Consider the following 25,657-nt stretch of genomic DNA (forward strand, 5'->3'; position numbering starts at 1 on the left):
ATTTTTAAAATCTTTTGTGGCTAAGGATTTTTTGTAAATTAGCATAATGTTTATAAAAGACTACATTTCCAAAGATTATCCCGCATTCAGCAGAAAAGATTCCATAGAGGAAGCTTCTGAGGTTGCGAAAGACTTTGGCTATTCCCACGTTTTCATTGTCAGCAAAGGTGTTTTCCTTGGCGGACTCAGCCAGTCTTTTCTGGAGGACAGTCCTGAGGGAAAATTGGACAGTCTCAATATTCATTACGAGCGATTTGCCATCATAGAGGACAGCAGTATCCTCGATAGCATCAAGCTTTTCCATACTTTCAATGCGAATGTGATCCCCGTAATCTCGAAAGAGGAGAAATATCTAGGTTATATTTCTTGCGACGACATCTTCAATGAGTTTTCAAAATATCCATTGTTTTCTGAGAACGGTGCGATTTTAACAATCCAAACGACAGGTTTGCATTATTCGATGACGGAGATCACTCAAATTGTGGAAAGCAACAATGCCAAGATCTACGGCACCTTCATCAGCGCTATCAAAGAAGATAGTATAGAAATTACGTTGAAGATAAGCAATGAAAATCTAAGTTCCATTGATGAAACCTTTGAAAGATATGGCTACACGGTGGTTACCAAACATTACGACGACGAGAAGGAAGAACTGTTGAAAGACCGATTTGGGTTTTTTCAGAAATTTTTGGAAATTTAATTTATGAAGGCAGCGATCTACTCTCAAAAAAAAGACCTCGATACTTTTTTGTATCTCAACAAGTTCATTTCCGAATTGGCGCTCAGAGAGGTTTCTGTGGTTCTGCATTCCGAAATGGCGGAAAATCTTAATTTTTCTAAGGAATTTGACACATTTTCCGGGAAAGATGAGCTGAAAAGTAAAAACGTCAATATCGTTTTCAGTTTTGGTGGCGATGGGACAATTCTTAACGCTTTGACCTTCATCCAGGATCTAGAAATTCCAATTATTGGGGTTAATACAGGCCGATTGGGATTTTTGGCCAACTTCAGAAAAGATCAGATCTTTGACGAGTTGGATTCTATTATCCTAGATAAAAATTACAACATCAGCGAACGCTCTGTCATCAAGATCACCACAGACAATCCAAACGATATCGATTTTCCTTTTGCCTTGAATGATGTCAGTCTTTCCAGAAAGGAAACCACATCCATGATCACAGTGGAATCTTACATCAACGAAGAATTTCTGAACGTTTTTTGGGGCGACGGCTTGATCGTTTCTACACCAACAGGTTCTACGGCTTACTCATTGAGCTGCGGCGGACCAATCATTTCTCCAGCGAATGACAACTTCGTCATCACGCCGATTGCACCTCACAATCTGAATGTTCGTCCACTTATCGTAAAAGATGACGCAAAAATAAAATTGATCGTGAAAAGTCGGGTAGAGCAGTATACTTTGGCTTTGGATTCCAGACTTTATCATATGGAGATTGGAAGCGAGATCAATATCGAAAAAGCAGATTTCTCCCTATTTCTCATCAAACCAAAAAATTTCAGTTTCTACGAGACCATTCGCCAAAAATTGCTTTGGGGGAATGATAAGAGGAATTAATTAAAAATATTGGTCATAACATAAGACTGAAAATTCGAAACTTTAAATAATTAATAATTTTGTAACTTTACCGTTCAAAAAAAATCTTAAAAATATAATCAAAATGAGCAGAAAATTTCCGGCAGGAGTTGCCACTGGTTCTTTAGTAACAGAAATATTCGATTATGCCAAAGAGAAGCAATTCGCACTTCCTGCAGCTAATGTGATCGGGTCTAGTAATATCAACGCAACGATGGAAACTGCTGCGAAACTTAATGCACCTGTGATCATCCAGTTCTCAAACGGAGGATCGATCTTCAACGCTGGAAAAAGCTTGAACAATGATAACCAAAGAGCTGCAGTTCTAGGAGCTGTTGCTGGCGCAAAACATATCCACACTTTGGCAGAAGCTTATGGAGCGACTGTAATTTTACACACAGACCATTGCGCAAAAAAATTGTTGCCTTGGATCGACGGTCTTTTGGACGCAAGTGAAGAGTTTTACAAGCAAAACGGAAAATCTCTTTATTCTTCTCATATGTTGGATTTCTCTGAGGAGCCAATTGAAGAAAACCTAGAGGTTTCTGCAAAATATTTCGAGAGAATGAACAAAATGGGAATGACTCTTGAGATCGAATTGGGTGTAACTGGAGGAGAAGAAGATGGCGTTGACAACTCTGACGTTGACAGCTCAAAACTTTACACACAGCCAGAAGAAGTAGCTCACGCTTACGAAGTTCTAAAAGCGGTTTCTGATAACTTCACCATTGCTGCGGCATTTGGAAACGTACACGGTGTTTACAAACCAGGAAACGTAAAATTGACGCCGAAGATTCTTGACAATTCTCAAAAATATGTTCAGGAGAAATTTGGAACAGGGGAGAAGCCAGTAAACTTCGTATTCCACGGTGGATCAGGTTCTACTTTGGAGGAGATCAGAGAAGCCATCGGTTACGGTGTTGTGAAAATGAACATCGATACAGATCTTCAGTTCGGCTATACAGAAGGAATCAGAGATTATATGACCGATAAAATCGAATATCTACGTCATCAAATCGGAAATCCAGAAGGAGCAGATGCACCGAACAAGAAATTCTACGATCCAAGAGTTTGGGTAAGAAAAGGAGAAGAAACTTATATTAAAAGATTGACTCAGGCTTTCGAAGATCTGAACAACATTAATACACTTTAATAAAATTTATAAATGATAATTGATGAGCGATAAACGATTTTTCTAAGTTGTTTTTTCATCAATTATCAATTATCATTCATCAATTATAGATTATATGGCATTTGATTGGTTTAAAAGGAAAGGGCAAAACATTACCACTTCTACAGAAGACAAAAAGGACGTTCCAAAAGGACTTTGGCACAAGACGCCAACTGGCAAAATCATAGAAGCTGAAGAACTCAGAGCTAATAATTTTGTGTCTCCAGAAGATGGTTTCCACGTAAGGATAGGAAGTAGGGAATACTTTGATATGCTTTTTGATGATCAGAAATTCAAAGAGTTGGATGCTGATGTGGAAAGTGTTGATATTCTTAAATTCAAGGATACAAAATCTTACACAGACCGTCTGAAAGAAGTGAAAGCCAAAACCAAATTGACTGATTCCATCCGTAATGCGACTGGAAAAGTGAATGGTGTGGAAATGGTGATCTCTTGTATGGATTTTGCTTTCATCGGTGGATCTTTGGGATCTGTGATGGGTGAGAAGATCAGAAGAGCGATCGACTATTGTATCAAACACAAGTTGCCTTACATGATCATCTGCCAATCTGGTGGAGCGAGAATGCAGGAAGCGGCTTACTCATTGATGCAGTTGGCAAAAGTTCAGGCCAAATTGGTTCAACTTTCTGATGCTGGTTTACCTTATATCGCTTATTTGACGGATCCAACTTTTGGTGGGATTACAGCTTCATTTGCAATGACTGCAGATCTAATTATCGCAGAACCAAGCGCTTTGATCGGATTCGCAGGACCGAGAGTGATTCGTGAAACTATTGGTAAAGATTTACCAGAAGGTTTCCAAACCTCAGAATTTTTGCAAGAGAAAGGTTTTGTGGATTTCATCGTGAAGAGAACCGAGATCAAACATCAAGTTTCAAGAGCGGTAAAACTTTTGATCCACGAATATCATTGATCAAATTATTGAACTAAAAATATACTCTCTCAAATCTGGGAGAGTTTTTTATTTATGAGATTTATAGGCATCATTTTCAGAGCTTTAAAAACCTTGACCTTCAATAAATTATTGAAGGTTTTTTCCATTGGAATAATGCATCCTTTATTTGCTTTCCTTTACACTTATGCGAGTCTGAGGGCTTTTCAAAAAGCAAAGGAACTTTATCCCAAAACCAATTCCAACAGCGGCATAGGAAATGCATTCCGTCACGCCTATTGGTGTTGTATCATTATGATGTACTTCTGCAAAGTGTCATCGCCAGAGAAGTCCTTGAAATGGTGCAAAAGGCTGACTGATATGCATGAAGACCTTTTCCCGAACAAACCTCTGGAAACCAAAATGGATTTGCATAACAATCAATTGGGAATGGATTACTTTATGAGCCTTTTGCCAGGCGTTCACCGACAGTTTTTTGAGAGTAGTTTCTTCATTAAAGAGCTTCAGGAAAAAACGAAAGATGCGGTTTTGATCACCTCTGTTGATGAAGAAGTTGCTAAGGATATCCTGATCTATTTAGAATAAAAAAAGAACGCTCAAAAGGCGTTCTTTTTTCAATTATTAATTTAGTGAAATGTTTATTTCTTGATGAATTTCTTCGTCGTGGTCTTTCCGTTCTCGAAAGTAATTTTGATGAAGTAATTCCCTTTTGCCAAACGAGAAACATCAACCGTATTTTCTTTGGTCTCAGAGATCTTTTGTCCTGTGATGGATAGAACTTCCACAGATTTCAAAGCATTTTCTGTATTGATCTTGATGAATTTGTCAGCTGGGTTTGGACCGAATGAAAAATCAATTTTGTTGAGGTCATTGACGGCTAAAGTATTGTTGGACTTGTTCACACATCTTACAGAATATCCAAAACTTTTTGCGTCACCACCAAAACCAGTTGTGCTAGATGCTGCAGCTCCCAAATACACGTAACGGTAAAAGTTTGGATTGGCACTGGCAGATTTTGTCCAGATGTAAGCACGGGTTCCTTCAAAAGCCCATCCTGCGTCTTTACGCGAACCTGCACCAGCGATTTTAAGATTGCTTTCAAAACCTCTTACAATTCCGCCAGTTGTAGCGCCAGCTGGTCTTGGGAAGATGTTTTCTTTGGTCATTACAAGGTCCCAATCTGCCTCAGAAGGCATTTCCCAATTGTCACCAATGGCTTTACAAGGGTCGATCCCGTTATGTTCTGTCACTTCGGAAAGGTTCTTTGCAGACCAAGTATCGTTTTGGTCAGGATTGGCAAACCATCCAGTATAATTACCAGACCAAGGCGTTCCTCCATTAATATAAAACAAAGCATTTCCGGCTCCTAAACCAACAGGATTGTTAGGTGTTGGATAAACATCTGTAGTTTGAGAAGTTTTCAATTGATGACCATCATCCCAACGGCCGTATTGGAAGTAATCACCTCTTGCGCCTTCGTCAGCAATGCTGGTTGCAACGTTTGAGCTTCCAAGATTTTGCTGAAGCCACTCGTAGCCATCAGCAGCTCTCACAGTTTTGTAGGACACGGTTTGGTTTTGATAAGTAAGACTCACGCAGCCGTTGTCGCCCACATTATTTCCTGCAGCTTGCGGTGTGCAGTTTTGTGCATTGGTGTTTACAAAAGCCGCAAACAATCCTAAACAAAGATATTTATTAAGCATATAATTTAATTTTTTGCAAACATATTTATTTAGAACTAATAAAAATAACAAAATGATTTAAATCATAATTGTGTATTATAATGATTTCTCTTTACAGAATGGATTTGTAGTCGATTTTGATTGCTAGTTTAGTTTGATGATTTTGAAGCCATAATCGATTTTGGTTAATTTAATAAAAAAATTGGCGATTCAATCTGAACCGCCAACTTAAAAAACTAGATATAAAATAGAAGTTTTACCACGCTTTCACAGCACCTCCTTTGAAGGTCTGCTTGGCAACGGCCTCTACTTCCGGAGATTGATAGGCTTTGACGAATTTTTTGATTTTCTCGTCATTTTTGTTGTCTTCTCTGGAAACGATCAAATTGGCGTAAGGAGAATCTTTATCTTCTGTGAAAAGGCCTTCTTTTTCTGGGTCCAGGCCAGCTTGAGCCGCAAAATTATTATTAATGATGGCCAGCACCACTTCTTTGTCTTCCAAAACCCTTGGGATCTGTGGCGCTTCTAATTCCAGAATTCTGAAATTCTTAGGATTTTCTGTGATGTCTGCGACTTTCGGTAATAGTCCAATGCCTTCTTTTAATTTAATTAATCCTTGCTTCTGAAGCAATAATAGTGATCTTCCACCATTCGTAGGATCATTTGGGATCACAATGGTTTGTCCAGGTTTCAATTCTGAAATGGACTTGATCTTTTTGGAGTAAGCCACAATTGGATAAACAAAAGTTTTCCCGACAACAGCCAATTTGTAACCTCGTTGTCTGGATTGTTCTTCCAGGTAAGGCAAGTGTTGAAACGCGTTCACATCCACATCACCTTGGCTCAAAGCTTCGTTGGGAACCACGTAATCGTTGAAACTTACCAATTCTACATCAAGACCATATTTTTCCTTTGCTACTTTTTTAGCTTCTTCTGCCAAACCTTGTTCAGGTCCGGAAGCGATGCCAACTTTTAAAATATTCGGGTTCGATTCTTTTTTGCTGCAAGCTGATAATGTGATGACAGCAAATGCTAAAGCAATTATTTTTAATTTATTCATTTTTAATTTTTTATCTGTGATTGAATTTTTTCGAAAGGAAATCTCCCGCCAATTGAATGATGAAAACCAGAATGATCAGTAATACCAAGACCGAATTCATCACCGCAAAATCATAGCCGATGTAGCCATATTGATAACCAACTTGTCCCAGTCCGCCAGCACCAACTGCGCCACCCATTGCGGAATAACCTACGAGTGTGATCAAAGTGATACTGACATTATTGATTAATGATGGCAAAGCTTCCGGCAAAAGAACTTTCCGGATGATCTGCAACGGTTTTGCGCCCATCGATCTTGCCGCTTCTATCAATCCGGAAGGGATTTCCAGCAAGCTATTTTCTACCAATCTTGCAATAAATGGAGCCGAACCAACACTCAAAGGGACCAAAGCTGCCGCCACACCGATCGATGTTCCAACAATCGTTCTGGTGAATGGGATCATCCAAACAATTAAGATGATGAATGGGATCGAGCGGAAAATATTCACGATCACAGAAACAACCTGATGAGAAACTTTGTTCTCCAGCAATTGGCCTTTTCTTGTCAGGAATAAGAAAATTCCTGTTGGCAATCCTAGCAGAAATCCAAAAAATCCAGAAACCAAGGTCATCACAATCGTTTCTATCGTCCCTTGAAATAACAAATTGATAATACTATCCGACATAACCTAAAATTTCTGTGTTAGAATATTCATTTTCCAAATAAGCCAAAGCCTCGTTGGTATTTTTGCCCTGCAATTCCACGAGCAAAACGCCAAAACTCAAATTGCCAACATATTCCAGTTGCGCACTGATCACTTTTGCTTTGACCTGGAATTTCTCAAACAAATTACTGATGACAAAACTCTGGTCATTGTTTCCTGTTAGCATAAATTTCAAGAGCGGATTGCTATTTCCGCTATCAACACTGCTCAATGCATTTTGATAGACCAAAGGCAATTCGATATTGAGAGAAGACTGGATAAATCCTTTTGTTATTTCCTGTTTCGGATTGGTGAAGATCTGTTCCACATTGCCTTGTTCCGCCAGTTTTCCGTGATCGATGACCGCTACTTTATCGCAGATCGTCTTGATGACTTCCATTTCGTGTGTGATCAGAAGGATCGTCAGGTTCAATTTTTGATTGATGGATTTCAGCAATTTCAAAATCGATTTGGTGGTTGCCGGATCCAGTGCACTTGTCGCCTCATCACAAAGCAAAACCTTCGGGTCATTGGCCAACGCTCTGGCAATCGCGACTCTTTGTTTTTGTCCACCGGAAAGATTGGCTGGGTAATCCTTTGCCTTTTCATTCAGTCCAACAAGTTCTAGAAGGCCATTTACCTTTTCCCTGATCTCGGATTTGGATTTTCCTTCCAATTCCAACGGAAATGCAATGTTGTCAAAAACCGTTCGAGAAGACAACAAGTTAAAATGTTGGAAGATCATCGCGATCTTTCTTCGTTCTAAGGTCAGTTGAGCATCAGACAATTTTGTCAGTTCAATATTATCCACGCTCACTTTCCCGGCGTTCGGTCTTTCGAGAAGGTTCACACAGCGGATCAGCGTACTTTTCCCGGCACCAGAAGTTCCGATGACGCCAAAGATCTCGCCTTTTTCAACCGTCAAAGAAACGTCTGCCAAAGCCTGGATCGTCTTATTTTTGGTCTTAAAACTTTTGGTAACGTTTAAAAGTTCTATCATTTTTACGAATTAATTAAAATAAAAAACCTTTCAAATGAGATTATGAAAGGTTTTCGAAATAAACACACTATTCTCTTCTTCATTCTATATCACTGAAATATATTACTGCAACAAACAAAACAAAATTTCAACATTGATAGTGTTTAAAAAAAGCCGTGGCAAAGGTATTAATTCAATTCATACCAAACAAGTATAATTTAGATTTATGACAAAAATCAGTTATGGGATTTGTCCTCACAATTTGATTCTTAAAGTTTTGGGCGGCTATTTCCGTCCTCCGTTCCCGCTATTTTTTGCCGAGCTTTTCCCAACGCAAAAAAATGAGCTCCACTCAGGCCGGGCTGCGGGATTTGGTATTCTATTAAAATTTTAATTTCTGAATACCAGTTTCCAAAATCTATTGTCATTTTTCTTACATTTACTGAAATTAATTTCCAGAATGGTTCTAAGCAGGATTTGGTCAGCCTTCATCATCATCGCCATTGCGGTGGCCTCTATCAAATATTTCAGTTCAGAGAATTACAGTCAGATCTTCAACGATATGGTTGTAGGGAAAGGTGGCGACACGATTCAGATCTCGCAAAAACCATTTGCGCAGTTTTCTCCAGATATTCAAAGATCCTTGAAGGCCACGCCGGAACTCGAAGAAAATCACATCCATTACAAAATGGATTCCCTTCAAAACGTAAATACGTACAGAGTTGCGGCAACAGATGGCGTCATCGGAACCAGCGAAACAGCCGTAAACATCTGCCTTAAACTGATTGGCATTATGGCCCTGTTTATGGGCTTTATGAGCATCGCCGAAAAAGCTGGCGGTATCAATTTCCTCAGTCGAATGATTCAGCCATTCTTCTCCAAATTATTTCCGGACATCCCGAAAAACCATCCATCATTCGGACATATGATGTTGAACTTCAGTGCGAATTTATTGGGATTGGACAATGCTGCCACACCATTCGGACTCAAAGCGATGGAAAGTCTTCAAACCTTGAATCCTGATAAGGACAAAGCCAGCAACGCCCAAATTATGTTTCTCTGTCTGCACGCCAGCGGATTGACCTTGATCCCGGTTTCCATCATTGCGATCCGTTCATCAATGGGTTCTGTAACGCCGACCGATATTTTTCTGCCGTGTATGATTGCGACATTTTGTGCAACTCTGGCAGCAATGACGATTGTTTCTATCAGACAAAAAATCAATCTTTTTCAGCCTATTGTTTTAGCTTATGTTGGTGGTATTTCTGCAATCATCGCTTTGCTTGTGATCTACTTGGTTCAACTGAGCAAAGACGAGTTGGATTCTTTCAGCAAAGTGATGAGCAACGGTATTATTTTATTGATTTTCCTGGCTATCGTTTTGGGCGCAGTTTATAAAAAGATCAACGTTTTCGACGCGTTCATCGATGGTGCGAAGGAAGGATTTACGGTTTGTGTGAAAATCATTCCCTATTTGGTTGGTATGTTGATTGCAATCTCCCTCTTGCGAACTAGTGGAGTTTTTGAGGTCATCATCGATGGAATGAAGTGGATTGCCAGTGCTTCCCACCTCGATACCAGATTTGTGGACGGATTGCCAACTGCATTAATAAAACCATTATCTGGTTCCGGAGCTCGTGGAATGATGGTGGATACGATGAAAACCTTCGGCGCAGACAGTTTTGCAGGGAAGTTATCAGCTATTTTGCAAGGAAGTTCGGATACGACCTTTTATGTGATCGCTGTTTATTTCGGTTCAGTTGGAATCAGAAATACGAGATATACAGTTGGGTCTATGCTTTTGGCGGATCTAGTGGGCGTAACGGTTTCGGTAATTTTGGCGTATTTGTTTTTTGGTTAATAATTTGAAACTAAGAACTAAATACAAACAATTAAAATCTACTTAATGATTCAAGATAAAGATTTTACGCTTAGGTTGATAAGACAACTCAGCCAAGCATTGGAAAAATTACTTCTCGGAAAACCAGAAGAAAGTCTGATGCAGAAAGAATTGGATTTCGATTCCTTGATGAAGGATATTTTCAAAATGGATTTTGCTGAACTTTCATTAAAATCAAAAGATGAGATCATAGAAGTGGTCAAACTTCGGGAATCGAAAGACCACGCGGATTATTATGAGATGCTCGGCAATGTTTTTATGTTTCATTTCCGGACAGAAAAGAAAATCGATTTTGCAGAAAAAGCGAAATCTTTTTACGAACTTTATCTCACAACCAGCGGAATATTCGCACTGCCGATTATCAACCGCATCAATGAAGTGAATGCAGTGTTAAAATAAATTAAATTTGACCATATTAGTAGGATTAAAATAAAAAATTATTCTTTTATTTGTATTTTTGGCGCGTTATCGAGAGAGCATTATGATTTTTAAAACTAAAAAAGACACGAAATATACTTATGTAGAAGCGGGTGAAGGTCATCCACTGGTGCTTTTGCATGGTTTGATGGGAGGCTTGAGCAACTTCGATAAGATGATCAATTTTTATTCGGACAAAGGCTACAAGGTTTTTGTGCCGCAATTGCCAATCTATGATCTCCCTATTTTGAATACCAATTTGACCTCAATTTCGAAGTTTGTGGCAAAGTTCATTACAGATGTTATTGGGAAACCAGTGACCATCGTAGGAAATTCTATGGGTGGTCATATTGGATTGATTTTAACAACTTCCCGTCCGGAATTGGTAAAAAACTTAGTTTTAACAGGAAGTTCGGGTCTTTACGAAAGAACTTTTGGCGATAGTTTCCCGAGAAAAAGTGATAAAGAATACATTAAGAAAAAAACGCAGGATGTTTTCTACGACCCGATTGTAGCAACAGATGAGCTTGTAGATGAGGTTTTTGCGGTGGTAAACGACAGGATGAAAGGCATCAAAACGGTGATGTTGGCCAGAAGTGCCATCAAACACAATATGCTGAACGATCTTCCGAAAATCACTTGCCCAACCTGCATCATCTGGGGAAAACAGGATAATGTGACGCCGCCGGAAGTGGCAGAGGATATGCACAAATTCATTCCCAATTCCGAATTGCACTGGATTGACAAATGTGGTCACGCTGCAATGATGGAAAAGCCGGATGAATTCAATGAGATTCTTTACGCTTGGCTACAGAGAGTAATGTAAGCAGTAATCAATAAAAACTTTTCAGACCATTAAGAATTTGATTTTTTTAATCTTAAATAAATTGATTCTTAATGGTTTTTAAATATAAAAAATATGGTAATCAAAACCGCAGAATTTGTAAAAAGCAGTCAGAAATGGCAGGATTGTCCCGAGCCTACGATGGCAGAATATGCTTTCATCGGACGTTCCAACGTAGGCAAGTCTTCTCTCATCAATGCGATGATGAATCACAAAGATCTGGCTAAAACATCACAAACGCCAGGGAAAACGCAACTTATCAACCATTTTTTGGTCAATGAAAATTGGTTTCTTACCGATCTTCCAGGTTATGGTTATGCGAAAGTTTCTAAGAGCCTAAGAAAAGATTTTGAAAAACTGATCACCAATTACATCCTCAACAGACAAAATCTGGTCAACCTTTTTGTTTTGATAGATTCACGTTTGACGCCTCAAAAGATTGATCTGGAGTTTATGCAATGGTGTGGTGAAAGTAATGTTCCGTTCTCCATCGTTTTTACAAAAGTGGATAAATTGAAACCTGGCGCGGCGGACCGAAATGTTGAAGCTTACAAAAAGGAATTGCTGAATACTTGGGAAGACTTGCCAGAGATCTACGTAACCTCGGCAGAGAAAAAAACGGGAACAGACAATATCCTGAAATTCATCTCGGAGACCAATCAATTCCTCATCAAAAATAAAGTACGATTCGATGATTAATGCAGAGTGGAAAATCAAAACATTTTCTGAACTTACAACCCCGGAACTATACGAAATTATCAAAGCCAGAGTCAACGTTTTCGTAGTGGAACAAGATTGTCCTTATCCTGACCTGGACGATAATGATCAAAAAGCAATCCACCTTTGGGCGGAAAACAATGGTGAGGTTTTAGCGTATTGCAGAATTTTTGACAAAGGCATCAAATATCCAGAAACTTCTATCGGTAGAGTGGTGACAACGGAAAATGGCAGAGGAACAGGACTTGGGAAACAACTCATAAAATACGCTCTTGAGGTTATAGAAAACAGATTGGGAACTTCGGAAGTCCGGATCTCAGCGCAAGATTATTTGCTAAAGTTCTATTCGGATTTTGGATTCCAGGATACAGGGAAGAAATACCTTGAAGATAACATTCCGCACACAGAGATGTTTAGAAAATAAAATAGCCTAAAGAAAATCTTCAGGCTATTTAGGAAATGATTATTGTGTTTTTGTGTTTTTACGGTTATTAATCTGGGACAAAATTAGATAGATAAATTCGTATTTCCTTACGGGAAACCGTAAAACGCAAAAAAAAATTAAAAAAAATCAAATTATTCCCAAATCTTTGCAATAAGCAATCAGTTGTTCGTTGTTTTTTACCGTCAATGCCAGCTTCATCGCGTTCATTCTTTTTTCGACGCTACTCAAACTATTGGGATGGATCTCTCGCTCTTGCAAGATCTGTGGAATGTTTTTTTGCAACACACCTTCCGATAAAAGCTGAAGAAGAATAATATCATAGTTGCTGAATTCCAAGGTGTTCATGCTTTTTACAGGAAGTTTCAGGTCATGGGAAATATAAGTTTCACCATTGTAAACCGCTTCAATCGCTTTTTTCAGTTCCTTTGCATCAGATCTTGCCTTTCGTACGAATGCATTGATCTTCAATTCAGAAAATAGAAGGTCGATCACGCCCAATCTGTGTTCACCAGAGAAGACGATCACCTTCAGTTCCGGATCTAGGTCTTTGCAGCATTTGATCAGTTCGCGGCCATTTTTTATGAACTGTTTCCTGTGGTCTTCCTCAAATGACAGATCGGTGATCAAAACCTCATACGGTGTAGCGTCTAGTGATTTTTTGATTTGTGAAAACGCATCATCGCAGTAATAGACGTGATTTACATCTGGAACATTTAATTCTTCCAAAATCTTTTGAACAGAAAAATTGCTGCTCTCGTGATCTTCTGCAATCAATATTTTATTGAACATTTTTTTTAAATTTTATTGAGATTCTTAATCCAGAAATGCGCTCGCCAATTTCAAATTTCGCATCCAATTCGGCAAGCCTGGACCTCATATTGATAAACCCATTTTTTTCTACAACATGCTCTGCCAGGCCAATTCCGTTGTCTGTGTATTTAATCTCGTAATCGTCGTTCTCCTTTACAAATCTTAAAATGACCTGTGATGCCTGGCTGTGTTTTCTCATATTTACAAGCAGTTCTCGGATGACCTGAAACAATTCTTCCTTCACATGGTTTGGAATGGATTCCCAAAAATAGCCATCGTTTCCAATAATGATGATCTTGGTTTGGCCATGGTCGAAAGAGCTGATCAATGCCGTTATCCTTTCATCAAAGTCCTTTTGCAATGTGCCGTCGTACGATAGGTTTCGAGACTTTTCGTACATGAGTTCCAGCTTGTCCAGGATCTTTTCTTTTGGAATATCATGCTGATTCTCGATGGTGCTCATCACCTCATAGATCCCATTGGCAACCACATCATGAACCTTTTTGGAAAAGTCCAGGCGCTGGTTTTGTAATTTGTTGTTCGCTTCCAGAATGAGGTGTTGCCGCTTTCTGCGAATCCAGAAAAAGATAGAAAAAGCACCAATAGTGGTAATGACAAAAGTGCTCCAGATGGTGATCTTTTGTCGCAGTATCTTGTATTCGTTCACCGATTTTGTCTTCTGTAATGTCAGATTTTCGGCCTTCGCTTTTTCGCTTTCAAAGCGGATCAGCGCAAATTGATTTTTTGCTCGGTTTTGCTCATTGAGTAAGCTGTCCTGAATTCGAGAATAGTCTTCAAAGTATTTCTGTGATTGCTTTCCGTCGGAAATCTTGATCAGATTTTGCAAAGCTTCCAATTGGTCGGAAGGGTAATTTATTTTTTTTGCGAGATCCAACATCTTGTTGCTGTAGATTCTGGCAGAATCATTATTTTTTGTGAGATAATAGGCGGCCAGGTAAGCAAAAGCAGCGTCCTTGGTCCAATCGTCATCCAGGTTTTCACTTAATTTTTCTGCGAGAAGATAATTTTTTGTCGGATTGTAGTTTTGGTCTTCGAACCATTTTGATCTGGAATAATTTAGTAATAGTTTAGGATAAAATTCGCTCTTATCACCAACGCTGTCCAGAAGTTTTGTGTAGATGTCGATGGCCTTGTCATAGCGCTTCTCATTATGAAAAGTAATGGCGATATTGTTGGCCAACATCATTTTGTCTATGGGGTCTTTTGTGAAATCGAAAGCTTTGTCATAAAACCGTTTTGCATCTTGATAATTCTTGAGATTTGCGGACGCTACACCCAAATTATTATAATTGGAAAACAAAAAGCCGTGGTGCGAAGTATCCTTTTCCTTGAAAAACCGACTTGCCATCAAACTGGTTTCTATGCTACCAAAATTGTCGCCTTCTTTCTCCTGAATGATAGCCATGTTCACAAAGCTTTTCCCCAGTCCAAAACTATCATTTCTTTTGAGGAACAATTCTTTACCTTTATTAAGATAAAAGAAAGCACTGTCCTGGTTCTTGTCCATAAAGACAAATGCTTTTTCGTAAAATGGATTGATCTGTTTGCTTACAGCAGTCGGTGTTTTTAGATCCTCTTTTTTAGAACATCCAATTAAAATAAATAATAAGAAGCATACGACTGGTCTCAGCAATTTTACAATTTACCCGAAATTTAAGAAATATTATAATAATTGACGGCTAATTAATTTTAAAATGCGTGTGAATGGTTATTTTTGTTTAATATTTCTACCACTTTTAATGTCAATCAAAACCTTAGAACAATATCTTCCGGAGCATACTTTTCCATATTTGAAAAAATGGTTTGCTGATCATTACATCCATATCAAGATCACAAAAAACAGGAATAGCAAGCTTGGAGATTACAGAAGGTTGCCAGATAAGTCACATCAGATCACTGTGAATTCTACATTGGACAAGCAATTATTTTTCTTTGTGTTGACGCATGAACTGGCGCATCTTATTGCATTTGATAAGTTCAATTACAAGATCAGTGCACACGGAAAAGAGTGGAAGGAAACCTTTCGTGACATGCTTTTGGAAAGTATTGATGTTTACCAGGATGATCTGAAACCGATTATTTCATCATTCTCGAAAAATCCAAAAGCCAATTTTATGGCAAGTCCGGACTTGGTTCGCTACTTTCATATCGAAGACCCAGAAGATAACTTGGTTTTTATTGAGAATTTGTCGATCAACGATAGTTTTCTGTACAAAGGTGATGAATACGTTATCTTGGAAAAAAAGAAAAAGTTATATCTTTGTCATCATCTTAAAAGCTCAAAGAAGTATCTATTCCGCCCTCTGGCAAAGGTCGAAAAACTTATCATAAATGAACAACGATAATTATTGTGTAATAATGGCCGGTGGGATCGGAAGCCGATTTTGGCCAATGAGTACCCAAAAATTTCCCAAGCAATTCCATGACATCTTAGGAACTGGTAGGACGATGATCCAGCAGACGTACGACAGGATCAGCCAATTGATTCCCAAAGAGAATATTTATATTATTACAAATCAGGAATATGTGGAGCTGACTCAACAGCAGTTACCTGAGGTTCCTGCAAGCAATATTGTGGGAGAACCAGCAATGAAGAACACTTCTGCCTGTAATCTCTACATGGCAAAAAAAATCGAAGCTGTGAACCCAAATGCCAATATCATTGTAATGCCGGCCGATCATTTGATCCTGAAAGAAAGAGCTTTTCTGGAAAAAGTGGAGTTGGGATTCAAATTGGCATCGGAAAATGATTATCTCATCACATTGGGAATTACGCCTACACGCCCAGATACAGGCTATGGCTACATCCAGTTCATCCAACAGAATAATGAAAATTATTCCAAGGTGAAAACCTTTACAGAGAAACCCGATTTGGATATCGCCAAAAGTTTCATGGAGTCAGGAGATTTTCTTTGGAATGCGGGCATCTTTCTTTGGAGCGTGAAAAGTATTTTGAAAGCCTTCAAAAAGTTCCTTCCCGAGATGACCAATCAATTCAATGGATGCGACTACAATGTGGACGGTGAAAAAGAGTGCATTGGTCTCATCTATCCAATCGTCAACAAAGTTTCGATAGATAACGGGATCTTGGAAAAAGCGAACAATGTCTACGTCATTCCTGCAAATCTTGGCTGGAGCGACCTTGGAACGTGGACCTCTGTTTACGCCAATGCAGATAAAAATGATGACAACAATGCGATCAGCTCCAAAAATGTTTTGACCTACAATTCCAAGGGCAATGTCATCAGGATCAAAAATCAAAATAAGGCCGCAGTGATCGATGGTCTCAAAAACTATATCATCGTAGATACAGAAAAGGCTTTGCTTATCTGCCCTAGAGATAATGACCAATTGATCAAGGATTACGTTCTCGATCTCAAAAACCTCAAAAAGGGAGAACGATTTATGTAATTCAATTTATTTGTTAAAAAATATTTAACTCTTTGGTTTTCATCAAGGAGTTTTTTTTATTTTTGGTAAAACAAAACACAAATGTTAGTCAAAGTTTACGGTGCGGCCATTCACGGCGTTTCTGCACAGATCATCACTATTGAGGTCAATGTCGATCAGGGCGTAGGTTACCATCTGGTTGGACTTCCAGACAATGCCATCAAAGAAAGCAGCTACCGGATCTCAGCAGCACTCAAGAATTCCGGCTTCAAAATTCCAGGTAAGAAGATCACGATCAACATGGCGCCGGCAGATCTGCGTAAAGAAGGTGCGGCTTATGATCTGAGCATTGCTTTGGGAATATTGGCGGCATCTGATCTGATCAAATACGAAAATCTCAACGATTACATCATCATGGGCGAACTCTCTCTGGATGGTAGTCTTCAGCCAATCCGCGGCGTATTGCCGATTGCCATCAAAGCCAGAGAAGATGGTTTCAAAGGCATCATTCTCCCGAAGAAAAATGCGAGAGAAGCTGCTATCGTCAATCAATTGGATGTTTACGGCATTGATAATATTAAGGAGATCATCGATTTTTTTAATGAAGACATTGCCTTGGAAAAATTCGAAATCGATACTAGAAAAGAATTTCAGGATAAAATTGACCATTTTCCATTCGATTTTGATGAGGTCAAAGGCCAAGAAGCGGCGAAACGAGCGATGGAAGTTGCAGCCGCTGGCGGTCACAATATTATTTTGATTGGTTCGCCGGGAAGTGGAAAAACCATGATTGCCAAACGCTTACCTAGTATCTTGCCAACATTAAGCCTCAAAGAATCGCTTGAAACTACGAAAATCCATTCTGTTGCAGGAAAGATGGGCGCGGAGACTTCATTGATAACGATTCGGCCGTTTCGCTCGCCGCACCACACCATTTCGGACGTCGCGCTTGTCGGCGGTGGAAGTTATCCTCAGCCTGGCGAGATTTCGTTGGCTCACAACGGTGTTCTCTTTCTTGATGAAATGCCTGAGTTCAAAAGAACGGTTTTGGAAGTGATGCGTCAACCGTTGGAAGACAGGGTTGTTACCATTTCACGAGCCAAATTCACGATAGAATATCCAGCAAGCTTCATGCTCGTTGCCAGTATGAATCCAAGTCCCAGCGGTTATTTTCCCGACGACCCAAACAATACTTCCTCTACTGTGGAAATGCAACGTTACATGAACAAATTATCCGGACCGCTGCTCGACAGGATCGACATTCATATCGAAGTATCAAAGGTGGAATATGAACAATTGACCGAAAAGAGAAAAGGCGAAAGCAGTGCGAGCATCCGGGCGAGGGTGAACAAAGCGAGAGATATTCAAAATGAGCGGTACAAAGATTCGGACATCAACTACAATGCACAAATGGGTTCCAAAGAAATGGAAAAATATTGCGAACTGGATGAGTATTCTCAATTGTTAATAAAAGCCGCTATGGCAAAACTCAATCTCTCGGCAAGAGCCTACAGTCGCATCTTGAAGGTGGCTAGAACCATCGCAGACTTGGAGAATTCTGAAAATATTCAAGGCGACCATATCTCAGAAGCGATTCAATACAGAAGTCTGGATCGTGATTTTTGGAATGTGTAGAAACAATAAGATCATCCTAATTGAAATGATCTTATTGTTATTTATAAGCTTTAAATTTAAATCAGAACCCCGTTTTTAGAACCAATTGGTTCCGGAAGATCATCATGTTCGCCAATGATTTGAAGAAGATCGATTTCAATGGTTCGGCAGATCGAAAGCATAGGAATATCAAACATCAATCCGCCAAAAGGATTTTCGGAGTAATCGCCGACAAGTTCCATAATAATATAGATCCACCCGACAATTACACAAAACGGAATACAAGTCCAGATTCCCCAATCGCCCAACTTGCTGAATTCGCTGACCAGACCTAAAGGTAAAAGAATAATGAAAATAACAATAAAAATAAATCCTGAATTAGCAAACTGTCGCGGAGAAGGAAATTTCTTTATTCTCTCCGCCTGTCCCTGATAATCATAGAAATCGTTTTGACAGGTTTGCAGTTGCATGTGTTCAAAATCTGTAATGACATTGTGTCTTTTCAAATGACTGAGATCTTTTGCTTGTTTTGAGATCAGATAGGTAGCAAAGTTTTTATATTTTTCCTGCAATTCAAATTCATCATCCGAAAGATATCTTTTCTGAAAAAGTGGTGTTCTGCTGTAATCTGGAAATCCTGCTTTTATCTGTCTGTGTCTTTTGAAATTAATACTCCCAAAATGTCTTTCAAGACTCATATGTTCCCATTCTGTGGGGATTAGAAGCTGATCTCTCAATGTATACAACCATGCGATATGACGGTAAACTATTTGTTTTTTTAAATCTTTTATATAATGCATTTCTCCTTTTTCAGTATCGAATGCAGCCAGCATAGAGGTAAAAGATCTGCTGGAGTTTACAATCGCTCCCCATATTTTTCTAGCCTCCCAAAGTCTGTCATAAGCCTGATTGCTTTTGAAACCAACAAAAAAAGCGACCGCAGTACCTACCAAAGTGAGCGGAACCAAAGGAATTGTCATCCACTGCCACTCAAAAAAGTAATAGATGGCAGCCACGAAAGTGCTCCATGCAGTAAGCCAAACGAGATGCAATCCCGCAAGATTTGCGATCTGTTTGTAATTGAAATATTTTGTTGTAATCATTGAATAGAGAAATTAAGTAAACGAAGTTATCAAAAACCATACACAAAACTTTAAAAATTAGTTACGGCTTGAAATTTCTTTCACTAATTTTTTGCGTATTTGGACACGTTTCCTTTTCTCCTTGTCTTTCTAGAAATACATTTTAGAAATTAAAACAATCCACTTTCAGTTGGATTCTCAAAATAAGCATCGATTTCTAATTTTCCAGATTTTGCTGCGGCTACAGCCAATTGATCACAAATCTCATTTTCTGGATGTCCAGCGTGACCTTTGATCCAGTGGAATTTTGGATCGTGAAGTTGATACAACTTATAAAATACTTTCCAGAGATCCGGGTTTTTCACATTCTTCCAGCCACGTTTGATCCAGCCGTAGATCCATTTTTGGTTAATGGCATCTGCAACATATTTGCTGTCGGTGAAGATGTGAACATCATTATCAGAAGTTCTCAGATTGCCTAATGCTACGATTACCGCCATCAATTCCATTCGATTGTTGGTGGTTTTTCGGAAGCCTTTGGAGTAGGTTTTCTGGTATTTTTTTTCGGGAACGCGCATCAGGATCCCGTAACCGCCTGGGCCGGGATTTCCACTGCAAGCGCCGTCTGTGTAGATTTCGACTTTTAAACTCAAACCAGAAACTTAAAATGGCATATCATCGTCATCATCATTCATTGCAGAGCCGGAAACCTGATTGTTGTTCGGAATTCCGAAGGCTGAATGTGGATCGCTGGTGATGGTGATTTTATCGAAACCTGAAGGTTCATCTTTCTGTCCGAAATTGGAAGGCGTGTATTCGTAATTCGTCCCAAGATCTGCAAACTTACCGATGTTCTTGTGGAAAGCCAATCGCACGTCCGCTGTCGCACCATTTCTATGTTTTGCGATGATGATCTCAGCTTGATTTTCTGTGCTTGTTTCTGCGCCTTCTTCGTCATTATCCCAAACGCCGATCTTGTAATATTCTGGTCGGAAGATGAAAGACACGATATCCGCGTCCTGCTCGATGGCTCCAGATTCACGGAGGTCAGAAAGCATTGGTCTTTTTCCTGGGCGAGTTTCCACACTTCTGGAAAGCTGGGAAAGTGCAATTACCGGAACGTTAAGTTCTTTTGCAATCGCTTTCAAAGATCGGGAGATCATCGCAATTTCCTGCTCACGGTTTCCTGCGCCTTTTCCAGAACTGGCTGTCATCAGCTGTAGGTAATCGACCATGATGATCTTAACGCCGTGTTGCATTACCAATCGTCGGCATTTTGCACGGAAATCGAAGATGGAAAGGGAAGGTGTTTCGTCAATATAAAGTGGCGCATTTTCCAAAGCGGAAACGTTGGTGAACAGTCTTTGCCATTCTTCATCCGCCATTTGTCCTTTTCTCAATTTCTCGGAAGAGATCCCAGTTTCGGAAGAGATCATCCTTGTGATCAACTGGACCGAAGCCATCTCCAGAGAGAATAGTGCCATCGGAATATTATGATCCACACAGATATTTCTCGCCATCGAGAGGATGAAAGCCGTTTTTCCCATCGCCGGTCTTGCGGCGATGATGATAAGGTCAGAATTTTGCCAACCTCCAGTTTCCTTATCCAAAGCCGTAAATCCAGATGGAACTCCGGACAATCCTTCTTTATCTTTTAAAGATTTGATCTTTTCAATCGCTTCTTTTACCAATGAATTAGCTGTGTCGAACCCTTTTTTGATGGTTCCGTTTGTGATTTCGAAGAATGATTGTTCAGCTTTATCCAACAATTCGAAAACGTCGGTGGTTTCTTTGTAAGAGCTGTCGATCACATTAGCAGACACATTGATCAATGACCTTAAGATAAATTTCTCCAAGATCACACGCACGTGATATTCGATGTGGGCAGATGAACTTACGCCCATCGTCAAATCAATTATGTAATGATCGCCGCCACCAAGACTAAGTTTTTCAGTTCTTTTCAGTTCCTGGATCACAGTCATCAGGTCAATTGGTGAATTGCTTTCGTACAATTTCAAGATTGCCGCAAATATAGTTTGATGCCTTGGATCGTAGAAAACGTCCGCGGTCAATAAGTCTATGGAATGGTCGAGCCCTTTTCTGTCAATTAGAAAAGTTCCGATCACAATTTTTTCAAAATCCAATGCATTAGGCGGCATTTTGCCATCCGAAATAGAGAGTTCCTTTGCAAAATTACCGTGAATCAAACTCGATAATGTATCCTTCTGTGCCATGGTACAAAGATATAATTTTTAAGAGTTTTATTGATTTTAGTTTTAAGCAAACAATCCACATTAATTTGAATTAATTGTTGATAAAGTGAAATTATCTGTAACAATTATGCAAAAAAGTGAACTTAATAGATAGAAACATTAGCAAATTCTAAATTCCTTAAATTTAACCAAATTAATTCTCTCATGCTGCAAAGGTTTATCAAATTAGAATTCAAAAGTTTTTTCCGGTCCAGTTCTCTGGCGGCCAATGTGATTGTCAAGATCTTCCAGCTTTTGGGAATGTTGTACATGTTGGCGATGTTTGTATTCATTGCTTTTGGCGCTTACTATTTTCCGAAGAAGGAAATGCACATCGACCCAGTGTTGGTCATCAGCAGATTTTTGATCTATTGGTTAGTCGCTGACCTTTTTCTGAGATATTTTTTCCAGCAGATGCCGACGCAGAACATCAAACCGTTTCTGACGATGAACATCAAGAAAAGCACACTCGTGAATTACATGATCGGCAAAACCTTTTCGTCATTCTTCAGTTGGGGTGGACTTTTCATCTACATTCCACTTTTGGTGATCTTGCTTTATAATGGACATTCGGTTGCGGGAAGCTTCGCTTGGATATTCGCCATCATCATTTTAAGTTTCTGCAGCAATTTCCTTAATATCCTTCTGAATGGAAAAGACGCTGTGGTTTGGATCATCGGATTGATTTTGGTCGTGTTTGCAGGTTTGGATTATTACAAGATCATTTCGCTATCTTCATTTTCGGAATTGGTCTTCACTAAGTTTTACAATCATTGGTGGACGATCATTGGTCCAATTTTATTGATGTGGATCGGCTTCTTCATCGTTAAAAAATTCATCAAAGAGAATTTCTATCTGGACAAAGGTTTGGAAATGAAACAGGAAGTCGGGAAAACAGAAAGCATTCAATTTCTCAATAAATACGGCGTTCTCGGAACATTTATTAATAATGACATTAGAATGATCAAACGTAGCAAAGCCGCGAAATCTATTGCCTTGGGAAGCTTCTTATTCTTATTCTACGGCTTGCTTCTATTCAGCTCTCCGACTTACAAAACCGCTTACATGCAGCTGTTTATGGGATTGTTCGTAACGGGCGGATTTCTATTTATGTTCGGACAAAGAGTGCCATCGTTTGACAGTTCCTATTATCCATTGATGATGACTTTGAATGTGCCTTACAAAGAATATCTGAAGGCCAAATGGTGGCTCATCGTAAGTGCAGTTGCCGTGAGTATGGTTGTTGCGATCGCTTATGCGTTTGTGAGTTGGGAATTGTATTTCACATTTCTCGCGGGCGGACTTTACAATATTGGCGTCAATTCGCAGATTGTTCTGCTTTCAGGAGCGTACAACAAAAATCCAATTGACCTAAATGCAAGAGGAAAATCCATCGGAAAGAAAAACAATTTCAGTTTCAAAAGTATCTTAATGATCTTGCCTCAAATGGTGTTGCCAATGGCGGTTTTCGCGGGAACAAAATATTTATTCGGAACCACTGCAGCTGTAGCTAGTCTTGGTTTTCTTGGATTGATCGGGTTTCTTTTCAGGGAAAAATTCTTCGATTTCATTGTCAAACTTTACAAAAAGGAAAAATATTCCACTATCAAAGCTTTCAAAGGAAATTAAATCTAAACTCTCACTCCTAATATCTAAATAAATGATCACAATAAATAACCTCTCCAAAGTTTACGAAAACAAAAAAGTCCTAAGCATAGAATCACTTGATTTCCAAAAAGGGCAAACCATTGGTCTCGTCGGGAACAACGGCGCAGGAAAAACGACTTTGTTCAGTTTGATCCTTGACTTGATCGAACCCACTTCCGGTTTTGTTGCCATCGACCAGGAAAAAGTCAACGAATCCGAAAACTGGAAAAACAAAGTCGGCGCATTCATTGACGAAACTTTTCTGATCGGCTACTTGACCCCAGAAGAATATTTCTATTTTCTCGGCGAACTCAGAGGTCAAACCAAGATCCAAGTCGACGAATTCCTCAAAAACTTCAACGATTTCTTTAATGGCGAAATTCTGAATGCCAAAAAATACATCCGCGACCTTTCCAAAGGAAATATGAAAAAAGTCGGGATCATCGGCGCATTGATAGGAACACCTCAGATCATTATCCTCGATGAGCCTTTTGCCAATTTGGATCCATCAACTCAGATCAAACTTAAAAATTTGATTAGAGATTGGTCCAAGAATTCAGATTCCACATTCCTGATTTCCAGTCACGATCTGGCGCACACCACAGAAGTTTGCGAAAGAATCGTGGTCATCAACAAAGGTGAATTGGTAAGAGACATCCAAACTTCCCCAGAAACTTTGAGAGATCTGGAGCAATATTTTGCCGATCAGGTTTCGATTATTTAAGAATGAAAAATTAATCAATAAAATAAAAAAATGCCTCAGAGATCTCTGAGGCATTTTTCTAATATCTAAAGTGTAGCTTCTTATTTCAAGCTTCCAACCATATCTTCTGGTTTCACCCATTCGTCAAATTGTTCTGCAGTCAAAAGGCCAAGGTTCACGGCTTCTTCTTTCAGAGTTGTTCCGTTTTTGTGAGCTGTTTTAGCAATTTTTGCTGCGTTTTCGTAACCGATGTGCGTGTTAAGCGCTGTCACCAACATCAATGATTTGTCAACCAATTCCTTGATTCTCGGTTCGTTTGGCTCAATTCCAACCGCACAATGGTCATTAAATGAGATCATCGCATCTGCCAACAACTGTGCGGATTGCAAGAAATTATACGCCATCACTGGTTTGAAAACATTCAATTCATAATTCCCTTGCGTTCCTGCGAAAGAGATTGTCGTATCGTTTCCAAGAACTTGCGCACAAACCATTGTGATCGCTTCATTCTGAGTAGGATTCACTTTTCCTGGCATAATTGATGAACCTGGTTCGTTCTCCGGAATGTGGATCTCGCCGATTCCAGATCTTGGTCCAGAAGCCAAAAGTCTAATGTCCTGAGCAATTTTATAAAGAGAAACCGCCAATTGCTTCAAAGCACCGTGAGATTCCACGATTCCGTCGTGCGCTGCCAAAGCTTCAAATTTATTCGGAGCCGTTACGAACGGAAGTCCTGTAAAATCCGCAATATATTTAGCCACCAAAACATCATAACCTTTCGGCGTATTAAGTCCGGTTCCAACTGCAGTTCCACCAAGCGCCAATTCTTTCAAGTGGTCCAAAGTATTATTGATCGCTTTTTTCGCATAATCCAACTGCGCAACGTAGCCAGAGAATTCCTGACCCAAAGTCAAAGGCGTCGCATCCATCAAATGCGTTCTACCAATTTTCACGATGTTCTGGAATTTCTTCGCTTTCTCGTCTAGCGTATTTCTCAATTTTTCCAAAGCAGGCAAAGTATCTTTTACCACTTTCGTGTAAGCTGCGATGTGCATTGCCGTTGGATAAGTGTCGTTGGAAGACTGGGATTTGTTCACATCGTCATTGGGGTGAACCAAAGTTTTCTCGCCAAGATTTCCGCCGTTCAAAACGTGAGATCGGTTGGCAACAACTTCGTTCACGTTCATATTAGATTGTGTTCCAGAACCCGTTTGCCAGATCACAAGAGGAAACTCGTCGTACAATTTCCCTTCCAGGATCTCGTCACAAACTTTCCCGATCAGGTCTCTTTTTTCTTGGACAAGAACGCCTAACTCCGCATTGGTAAACGCCGCCGCTTTCTTCAGGTAAGCAAACGCATCGATGATCTCGCGAGGCATACTTCCTTCCGGCCCGATTTTGAAATTATTTCTGGAACGCTCCGTCTGTGCACCCCAAAATTTCTCTGCAGGCACTTGCACGTCGCCCATTGTGTCTTTTTCGATTCTGAAACTCATTATTTTATATTTATTTATTTTTTTAGGAGCTGTTTCCCGCTTTCCGCTATTACTCCTCACGCCAAGGCTTTTCCCAGCGCGTGTTGTGGGGTAACCGCTGCAATCGGGGCTAGGGGATTTGTCTATTTTATTTAACTTTTCCCACCAACTTAACATTGATTTTTACAACCTTACGAAATTACTAAAAACTAAAAGTTCAGCAAAATGAAAAAAATCAAGTCAGAAATTTTGTGAGTTT

25 protein-coding genes are annotated in these 25,657 nt (G+C 39.5%); 15 read left to right on the forward strand and 10 right to left on the reverse strand.

Annotated elements, in window-relative coordinates:
- The first annotated feature begins 46 nt into the window (after window positions 1-46).
- From BMW39_RS08360 to BMW39_RS08380, 5 genes are all read left to right on the forward strand, one after another.
- The gene (locus BMW39_RS08360) at window positions 47-700 is read left to right on the forward strand and encodes a CBS domain-containing protein (RefSeq protein ID WP_034973764.1); all 654 of its coding nucleotides are present in this window, start codon (window positions 47-49) and stop codon (window positions 698-700) included.
- 3 nt (window positions 701-703) lie between these two features.
- Entirely contained in the window at window positions 704-1,576 is an 873-nt protein-coding gene (locus tag BMW39_RS08365) for an NAD kinase (RefSeq protein ID WP_034973766.1), read from the forward strand.
- 103 nt (window positions 1,577-1,679) lie between these two features.
- Window positions 1,680-2,747, forward strand: coding sequence for a class II fructose-bisphosphate aldolase (fbaA, locus tag BMW39_RS08370; RefSeq protein ID WP_034973768.1), 1,068 nt, complete (start codon window positions 1,680-1,682; stop codon window positions 2,745-2,747).
- 94 nt (window positions 2,748-2,841) lie between these two features.
- Window positions 2,842-3,699, forward strand: coding sequence for an acetyl-CoA carboxylase, carboxyltransferase subunit beta (gene accD / locus BMW39_RS08375; RefSeq protein ID WP_034973770.1), 858 nt, complete (start codon window positions 2,842-2,844; stop codon window positions 3,697-3,699).
- A 54-nt stretch (window positions 3,700-3,753) separates the two neighbouring features.
- Window positions 3,754-4,263, forward strand: a complete 510-nt coding sequence (locus tag BMW39_RS08380) for a DUF6973 domain-containing protein (RefSeq protein WP_034973772.1) — start codon at window positions 3,754-3,756, stop codon at window positions 4,261-4,263.
- A gap of 53 nt (window positions 4,264-4,316) precedes the next feature.
- On the opposite strand, the gene BMW39_RS08385 is transcribed toward BMW39_RS08380, so the two are convergent.
- The 4 genes from BMW39_RS08385 to BMW39_RS08400 form a co-directional block, all read right to left on the reverse strand.
- Entirely contained in the window at window positions 4,317-5,381 is a 1,065-nt protein-coding gene (locus BMW39_RS08385) for a T9SS type A sorting domain-containing protein (protein WP_034973774.1), read from the reverse strand.
- 235 nt (window positions 5,382-5,616) lie between these two features.
- Window positions 5,617-6,420 carry a methionine ABC transporter substrate-binding lipoprotein MetQ gene (metQ, locus tag BMW39_RS08390; RefSeq protein WP_034973776.1) on the reverse strand — a complete coding sequence of 268 codons (804 nt, stop codon included), beginning with the start codon at window positions 6,418-6,420 and terminating at the stop codon, window positions 5,617-5,619.
- 10 nt (window positions 6,421-6,430) lie between these two features.
- Window positions 6,431-7,084: a methionine ABC transporter permease MetI gene (gene metI, locus BMW39_RS08395; protein WP_034973778.1), complete on the reverse strand. Its 654-nt coding sequence runs from the start codon at window positions 7,082-7,084 to the stop codon at window positions 6,431-6,433.
- Complete coding sequence (locus BMW39_RS08400) at window positions 7,074-8,102, reverse strand: methionine ABC transporter ATP-binding protein (protein WP_034973780.1); 1,029 nt, start codon at window positions 8,100-8,102, stop codon at window positions 7,074-7,076. The genes metI and BMW39_RS08400 overlap by 11 nt, the downstream gene beginning before the upstream one ends.
- A gap of 439 nt (window positions 8,103-8,541) precedes the next feature.
- On the opposite strand from BMW39_RS08400, the gene BMW39_RS08405 reads away from it, so the two are divergent.
- The 5 genes from BMW39_RS08405 to BMW39_RS08425 all read left to right on the forward strand — a co-directional run bounded on the left by BMW39_RS08405 (window position 8,542) and on the right by BMW39_RS08425 (window position 12,383).
- Window positions 8,542-9,942, forward strand: a complete 1,401-nt coding sequence (locus BMW39_RS08405; protein ID WP_034973782.1) for a nucleoside recognition domain-containing protein — start codon at window positions 8,542-8,544, stop codon at window positions 9,940-9,942.
- Window positions 9,943-9,987: 45 nt separating this feature from the next.
- Window positions 9,988-10,380 (forward strand): hypothetical protein, encoded by a 393-nt coding sequence (locus BMW39_RS08410; RefSeq protein WP_034973784.1) that lies wholly within the window; start codon window positions 9,988-9,990, stop codon window positions 10,378-10,380.
- 82 nt (window positions 10,381-10,462) lie between these two features.
- On the forward strand, window positions 10,463-11,224 hold the full coding sequence (locus BMW39_RS08415) for an alpha/beta fold hydrolase (RefSeq protein ID WP_034973786.1): 762 nt from the start codon (window positions 10,463-10,465) through the stop codon (window positions 11,222-11,224).
- Window positions 11,225-11,317: 93 nt separating this feature from the next.
- On the forward strand, window positions 11,318-11,941 hold the full coding sequence (gene yihA / locus BMW39_RS08420; RefSeq protein ID WP_034973788.1) for a ribosome biogenesis GTP-binding protein YihA/YsxC: 624 nt from the start codon (window positions 11,318-11,320) through the stop codon (window positions 11,939-11,941).
- Entirely contained in the window at window positions 11,934-12,383 is a 450-nt protein-coding gene (locus BMW39_RS08425) for a GNAT family N-acetyltransferase (RefSeq protein WP_034973790.1), read from the forward strand. Before yihA ends, BMW39_RS08425 begins: the two co-directional genes overlap by 8 nt.
- 147 nt (window positions 12,384-12,530) lie before the next feature.
- On the opposite strand, the gene BMW39_RS08430 is transcribed toward BMW39_RS08425, so the two are convergent.
- Both BMW39_RS08430 and BMW39_RS08435 read right to left on the reverse strand, forming a co-directional pair.
- Complete coding sequence (locus BMW39_RS08430; RefSeq protein WP_034973792.1) at window positions 12,531-13,193, reverse strand: response regulator; 663 nt, start codon at window positions 13,191-13,193, stop codon at window positions 12,531-12,533.
- Entirely contained in the window at window positions 13,183-14,742 is a 1,560-nt protein-coding gene (locus BMW39_RS08435; RefSeq protein ID WP_051879840.1) for a tetratricopeptide repeat-containing sensor histidine kinase, read from the reverse strand. Before BMW39_RS08435 ends, BMW39_RS08430 begins: the two co-directional genes overlap by 11 nt.
- Window positions 14,743-14,974: 232 nt before the next feature.
- On the opposite strand from BMW39_RS08435, the gene BMW39_RS08440 reads away from it, so the two are divergent.
- From BMW39_RS08440 to BMW39_RS08450, 3 genes are all read left to right on the forward strand, one after another.
- A complete protein-coding gene (locus tag BMW39_RS08440) occupies window positions 14,975-15,580 on the forward strand; it encodes a SprT-like domain-containing protein (protein WP_034973793.1) in 606 nt (201 codons plus the stop codon).
- Entirely contained in the window at window positions 15,567-16,646 is a 1,080-nt protein-coding gene (locus BMW39_RS08445) for a mannose-1-phosphate guanylyltransferase (protein WP_245750468.1), read from the forward strand. The genes BMW39_RS08440 and BMW39_RS08445 overlap by 14 nt, the downstream gene beginning before the upstream one ends.
- A gap of 81 nt (window positions 16,647-16,727) precedes the next feature.
- Window positions 16,728-18,260 (forward strand): YifB family Mg chelatase-like AAA ATPase, encoded by a 1,533-nt coding sequence (locus tag BMW39_RS08450; protein ID WP_034973795.1) that lies wholly within the window; start codon window positions 16,728-16,730, stop codon window positions 18,258-18,260.
- A gap of 56 nt (window positions 18,261-18,316) precedes the next feature.
- Here the strand turns inward: BMW39_RS08450 and BMW39_RS08455 are convergent, their stop codons facing one another.
- The 3 genes from BMW39_RS08455 to dnaB all read right to left on the reverse strand — a co-directional run bounded on the left by BMW39_RS08455 (window position 18,317) and on the right by dnaB (window position 21,555).
- Complete coding sequence (locus tag BMW39_RS08455; protein ID WP_034973797.1) at window positions 18,317-19,342, reverse strand: bestrophin family protein; 1,026 nt, start codon at window positions 19,340-19,342, stop codon at window positions 18,317-18,319.
- 149 nt (window positions 19,343-19,491) lie between these two features.
- Window positions 19,492-19,974 carry a ribonuclease HI gene (gene rnhA / locus BMW39_RS08460; protein WP_034973799.1) on the reverse strand — a complete coding sequence of 161 codons (483 nt, stop codon included), beginning with the start codon at window positions 19,972-19,974 and terminating at the stop codon, window positions 19,492-19,494.
- A gap of 9 nt (window positions 19,975-19,983) precedes the next feature.
- Window positions 19,984-21,555 carry a replicative DNA helicase gene (gene dnaB, locus BMW39_RS08465; protein ID WP_034973800.1) on the reverse strand — a complete coding sequence of 524 codons (1,572 nt, stop codon included), beginning with the start codon at window positions 21,553-21,555 and terminating at the stop codon, window positions 19,984-19,986.
- A 183-nt stretch (window positions 21,556-21,738) separates the two neighbouring features.
- Between dnaB and BMW39_RS08470 the strand changes: the two genes are divergently transcribed.
- Together BMW39_RS08470 and BMW39_RS08475 are read left to right on the forward strand one after the other, a co-directional pair.
- Window positions 21,739-23,202, forward strand: a complete 1,464-nt coding sequence (locus BMW39_RS08470; RefSeq protein ID WP_034973802.1) for a DUF5687 family protein — start codon at window positions 21,739-21,741, stop codon at window positions 23,200-23,202.
- A 31-nt stretch (window positions 23,203-23,233) separates the two neighbouring features.
- Complete coding sequence (locus BMW39_RS08475; protein WP_034973804.1) at window positions 23,234-23,944, forward strand: ABC transporter ATP-binding protein; 711 nt, start codon at window positions 23,234-23,236, stop codon at window positions 23,942-23,944.
- An 80-nt stretch (window positions 23,945-24,024) separates the two neighbouring features.
- Here BMW39_RS08475 and fumC read toward each other — a convergent pair whose 3' ends face one another.
- Window positions 24,025-25,419 (reverse strand): class II fumarate hydratase, encoded by a 1,395-nt coding sequence (fumC, locus tag BMW39_RS08480; RefSeq protein WP_034973806.1) that lies wholly within the window; start codon window positions 25,417-25,419, stop codon window positions 24,025-24,027.
- Window positions 25,420-25,657: the final 238 nt, after the last annotated feature.

Source organism: Epilithonimonas lactis (genome assembly GCF_900110605.1).
GTDB lineage: Bacteria > Bacteroidota > Bacteroidia > Flavobacteriales > Weeksellaceae > Epilithonimonas > Epilithonimonas lactis.

Excerpts from the sequence above, each read along its gene's own strand:
- BMW39_RS08410 (WP_034973784.1), top strand. The coding sequence starts at position 9,988 with ATGATTCAAGATAAAGATTTTACGCTTAGGTTGATAAGACAACTCAGC.
- dnaB (WP_034973800.1), bottom strand. The coding sequence starts at position 21,555 with ATGGCACAGAAGGATACATTATCGAGTTTGATTCACGGTAATTTTGCA.
- fumC (WP_034973806.1), bottom strand. The coding sequence starts at position 25,419 with ATGAGTTTCAGAATCGAAAAAGACACAATGGGCGACGTGCAAGTGCCT.
- BMW39_RS08425 (WP_034973790.1), top strand. The coding sequence starts at position 11,934 with ATGATTAATGCAGAGTGGAAAATCAAAACATTTTCTGAACTTACAACC.
- BMW39_RS08440 (WP_034973793.1), top strand. The coding sequence starts at position 14,975 with ATGTCAATCAAAACCTTAGAACAATATCTTCCGGAGCATACTTTTCCA.
- BMW39_RS08445 (WP_245750468.1), top strand. The coding sequence starts at position 15,567 with ATGAACAACGATAATTATTGTGTAATAATGGCCGGTGGGATCGGAAGC.
- BMW39_RS08385 (WP_034973774.1), bottom strand. The coding sequence starts at position 5,381 with ATGCTTAATAAATATCTTTGTTTAGGATTGTTTGCGGCTTTTGTAAAC.
- BMW39_RS08470 (WP_034973802.1), top strand. The coding sequence starts at position 21,739 with ATGCTGCAAAGGTTTATCAAATTAGAATTCAAAAGTTTTTTCCGGTCC.
- BMW39_RS08455 (WP_034973797.1), bottom strand. The coding sequence starts at position 19,342 with ATGATTACAACAAAATATTTCAATTACAAACAGATCGCAAATCTTGCG.
- BMW39_RS08360 (WP_034973764.1), top strand. The coding sequence starts at position 47 with ATGTTTATAAAAGACTACATTTCCAAAGATTATCCCGCATTCAGCAGA.
- fbaA (WP_034973768.1), top strand. The coding sequence starts at position 1,680 with ATGAGCAGAAAATTTCCGGCAGGAGTTGCCACTGGTTCTTTAGTAACA.
- BMW39_RS08405 (WP_034973782.1), top strand. The coding sequence starts at position 8,542 with ATGGTTCTAAGCAGGATTTGGTCAGCCTTCATCATCATCGCCATTGCG.
- BMW39_RS08430 (WP_034973792.1), bottom strand. The coding sequence starts at position 13,193 with ATGTTCAATAAAATATTGATTGCAGAAGATCACGAGAGCAGCAATTTT.
- metI (WP_034973778.1), bottom strand. The coding sequence starts at position 7,084 with ATGTCGGATAGTATTATCAATTTGTTATTTCAAGGGACGATAGAAACG.
- BMW39_RS08365 (WP_034973766.1), top strand. The coding sequence starts at position 704 with ATGAAGGCAGCGATCTACTCTCAAAAAAAAGACCTCGATACTTTTTTG.
- BMW39_RS08475 (WP_034973804.1), top strand. The coding sequence starts at position 23,234 with ATGATCACAATAAATAACCTCTCCAAAGTTTACGAAAACAAAAAAGTC.
- accD (WP_034973770.1), top strand. The coding sequence starts at position 2,842 with ATGGCATTTGATTGGTTTAAAAGGAAAGGGCAAAACATTACCACTTCT.
- BMW39_RS08435 (WP_051879840.1), bottom strand. The coding sequence starts at position 14,742 with ATGGACAAGAACCAGGACAGTGCTTTCTTTTATCTTAATAAAGGTAAA.
- BMW39_RS08380 (WP_034973772.1), top strand. The coding sequence starts at position 3,754 with ATGAGATTTATAGGCATCATTTTCAGAGCTTTAAAAACCTTGACCTTC.
- BMW39_RS08450 (WP_034973795.1), top strand. The coding sequence starts at position 16,728 with ATGTTAGTCAAAGTTTACGGTGCGGCCATTCACGGCGTTTCTGCACAG.
- metQ (WP_034973776.1), bottom strand. The coding sequence starts at position 6,420 with ATGAATAAATTAAAAATAATTGCTTTAGCATTTGCTGTCATCACATTA.
- BMW39_RS08400 (WP_034973780.1), bottom strand. The coding sequence starts at position 8,102 with ATGATAGAACTTTTAAACGTTACCAAAAGTTTTAAGACCAAAAATAAG.
- BMW39_RS08415 (WP_034973786.1), top strand. The coding sequence starts at position 10,463 with ATGATTTTTAAAACTAAAAAAGACACGAAATATACTTATGTAGAAGCG.
- yihA (WP_034973788.1), top strand. The coding sequence starts at position 11,318 with ATGGTAATCAAAACCGCAGAATTTGTAAAAAGCAGTCAGAAATGGCAG.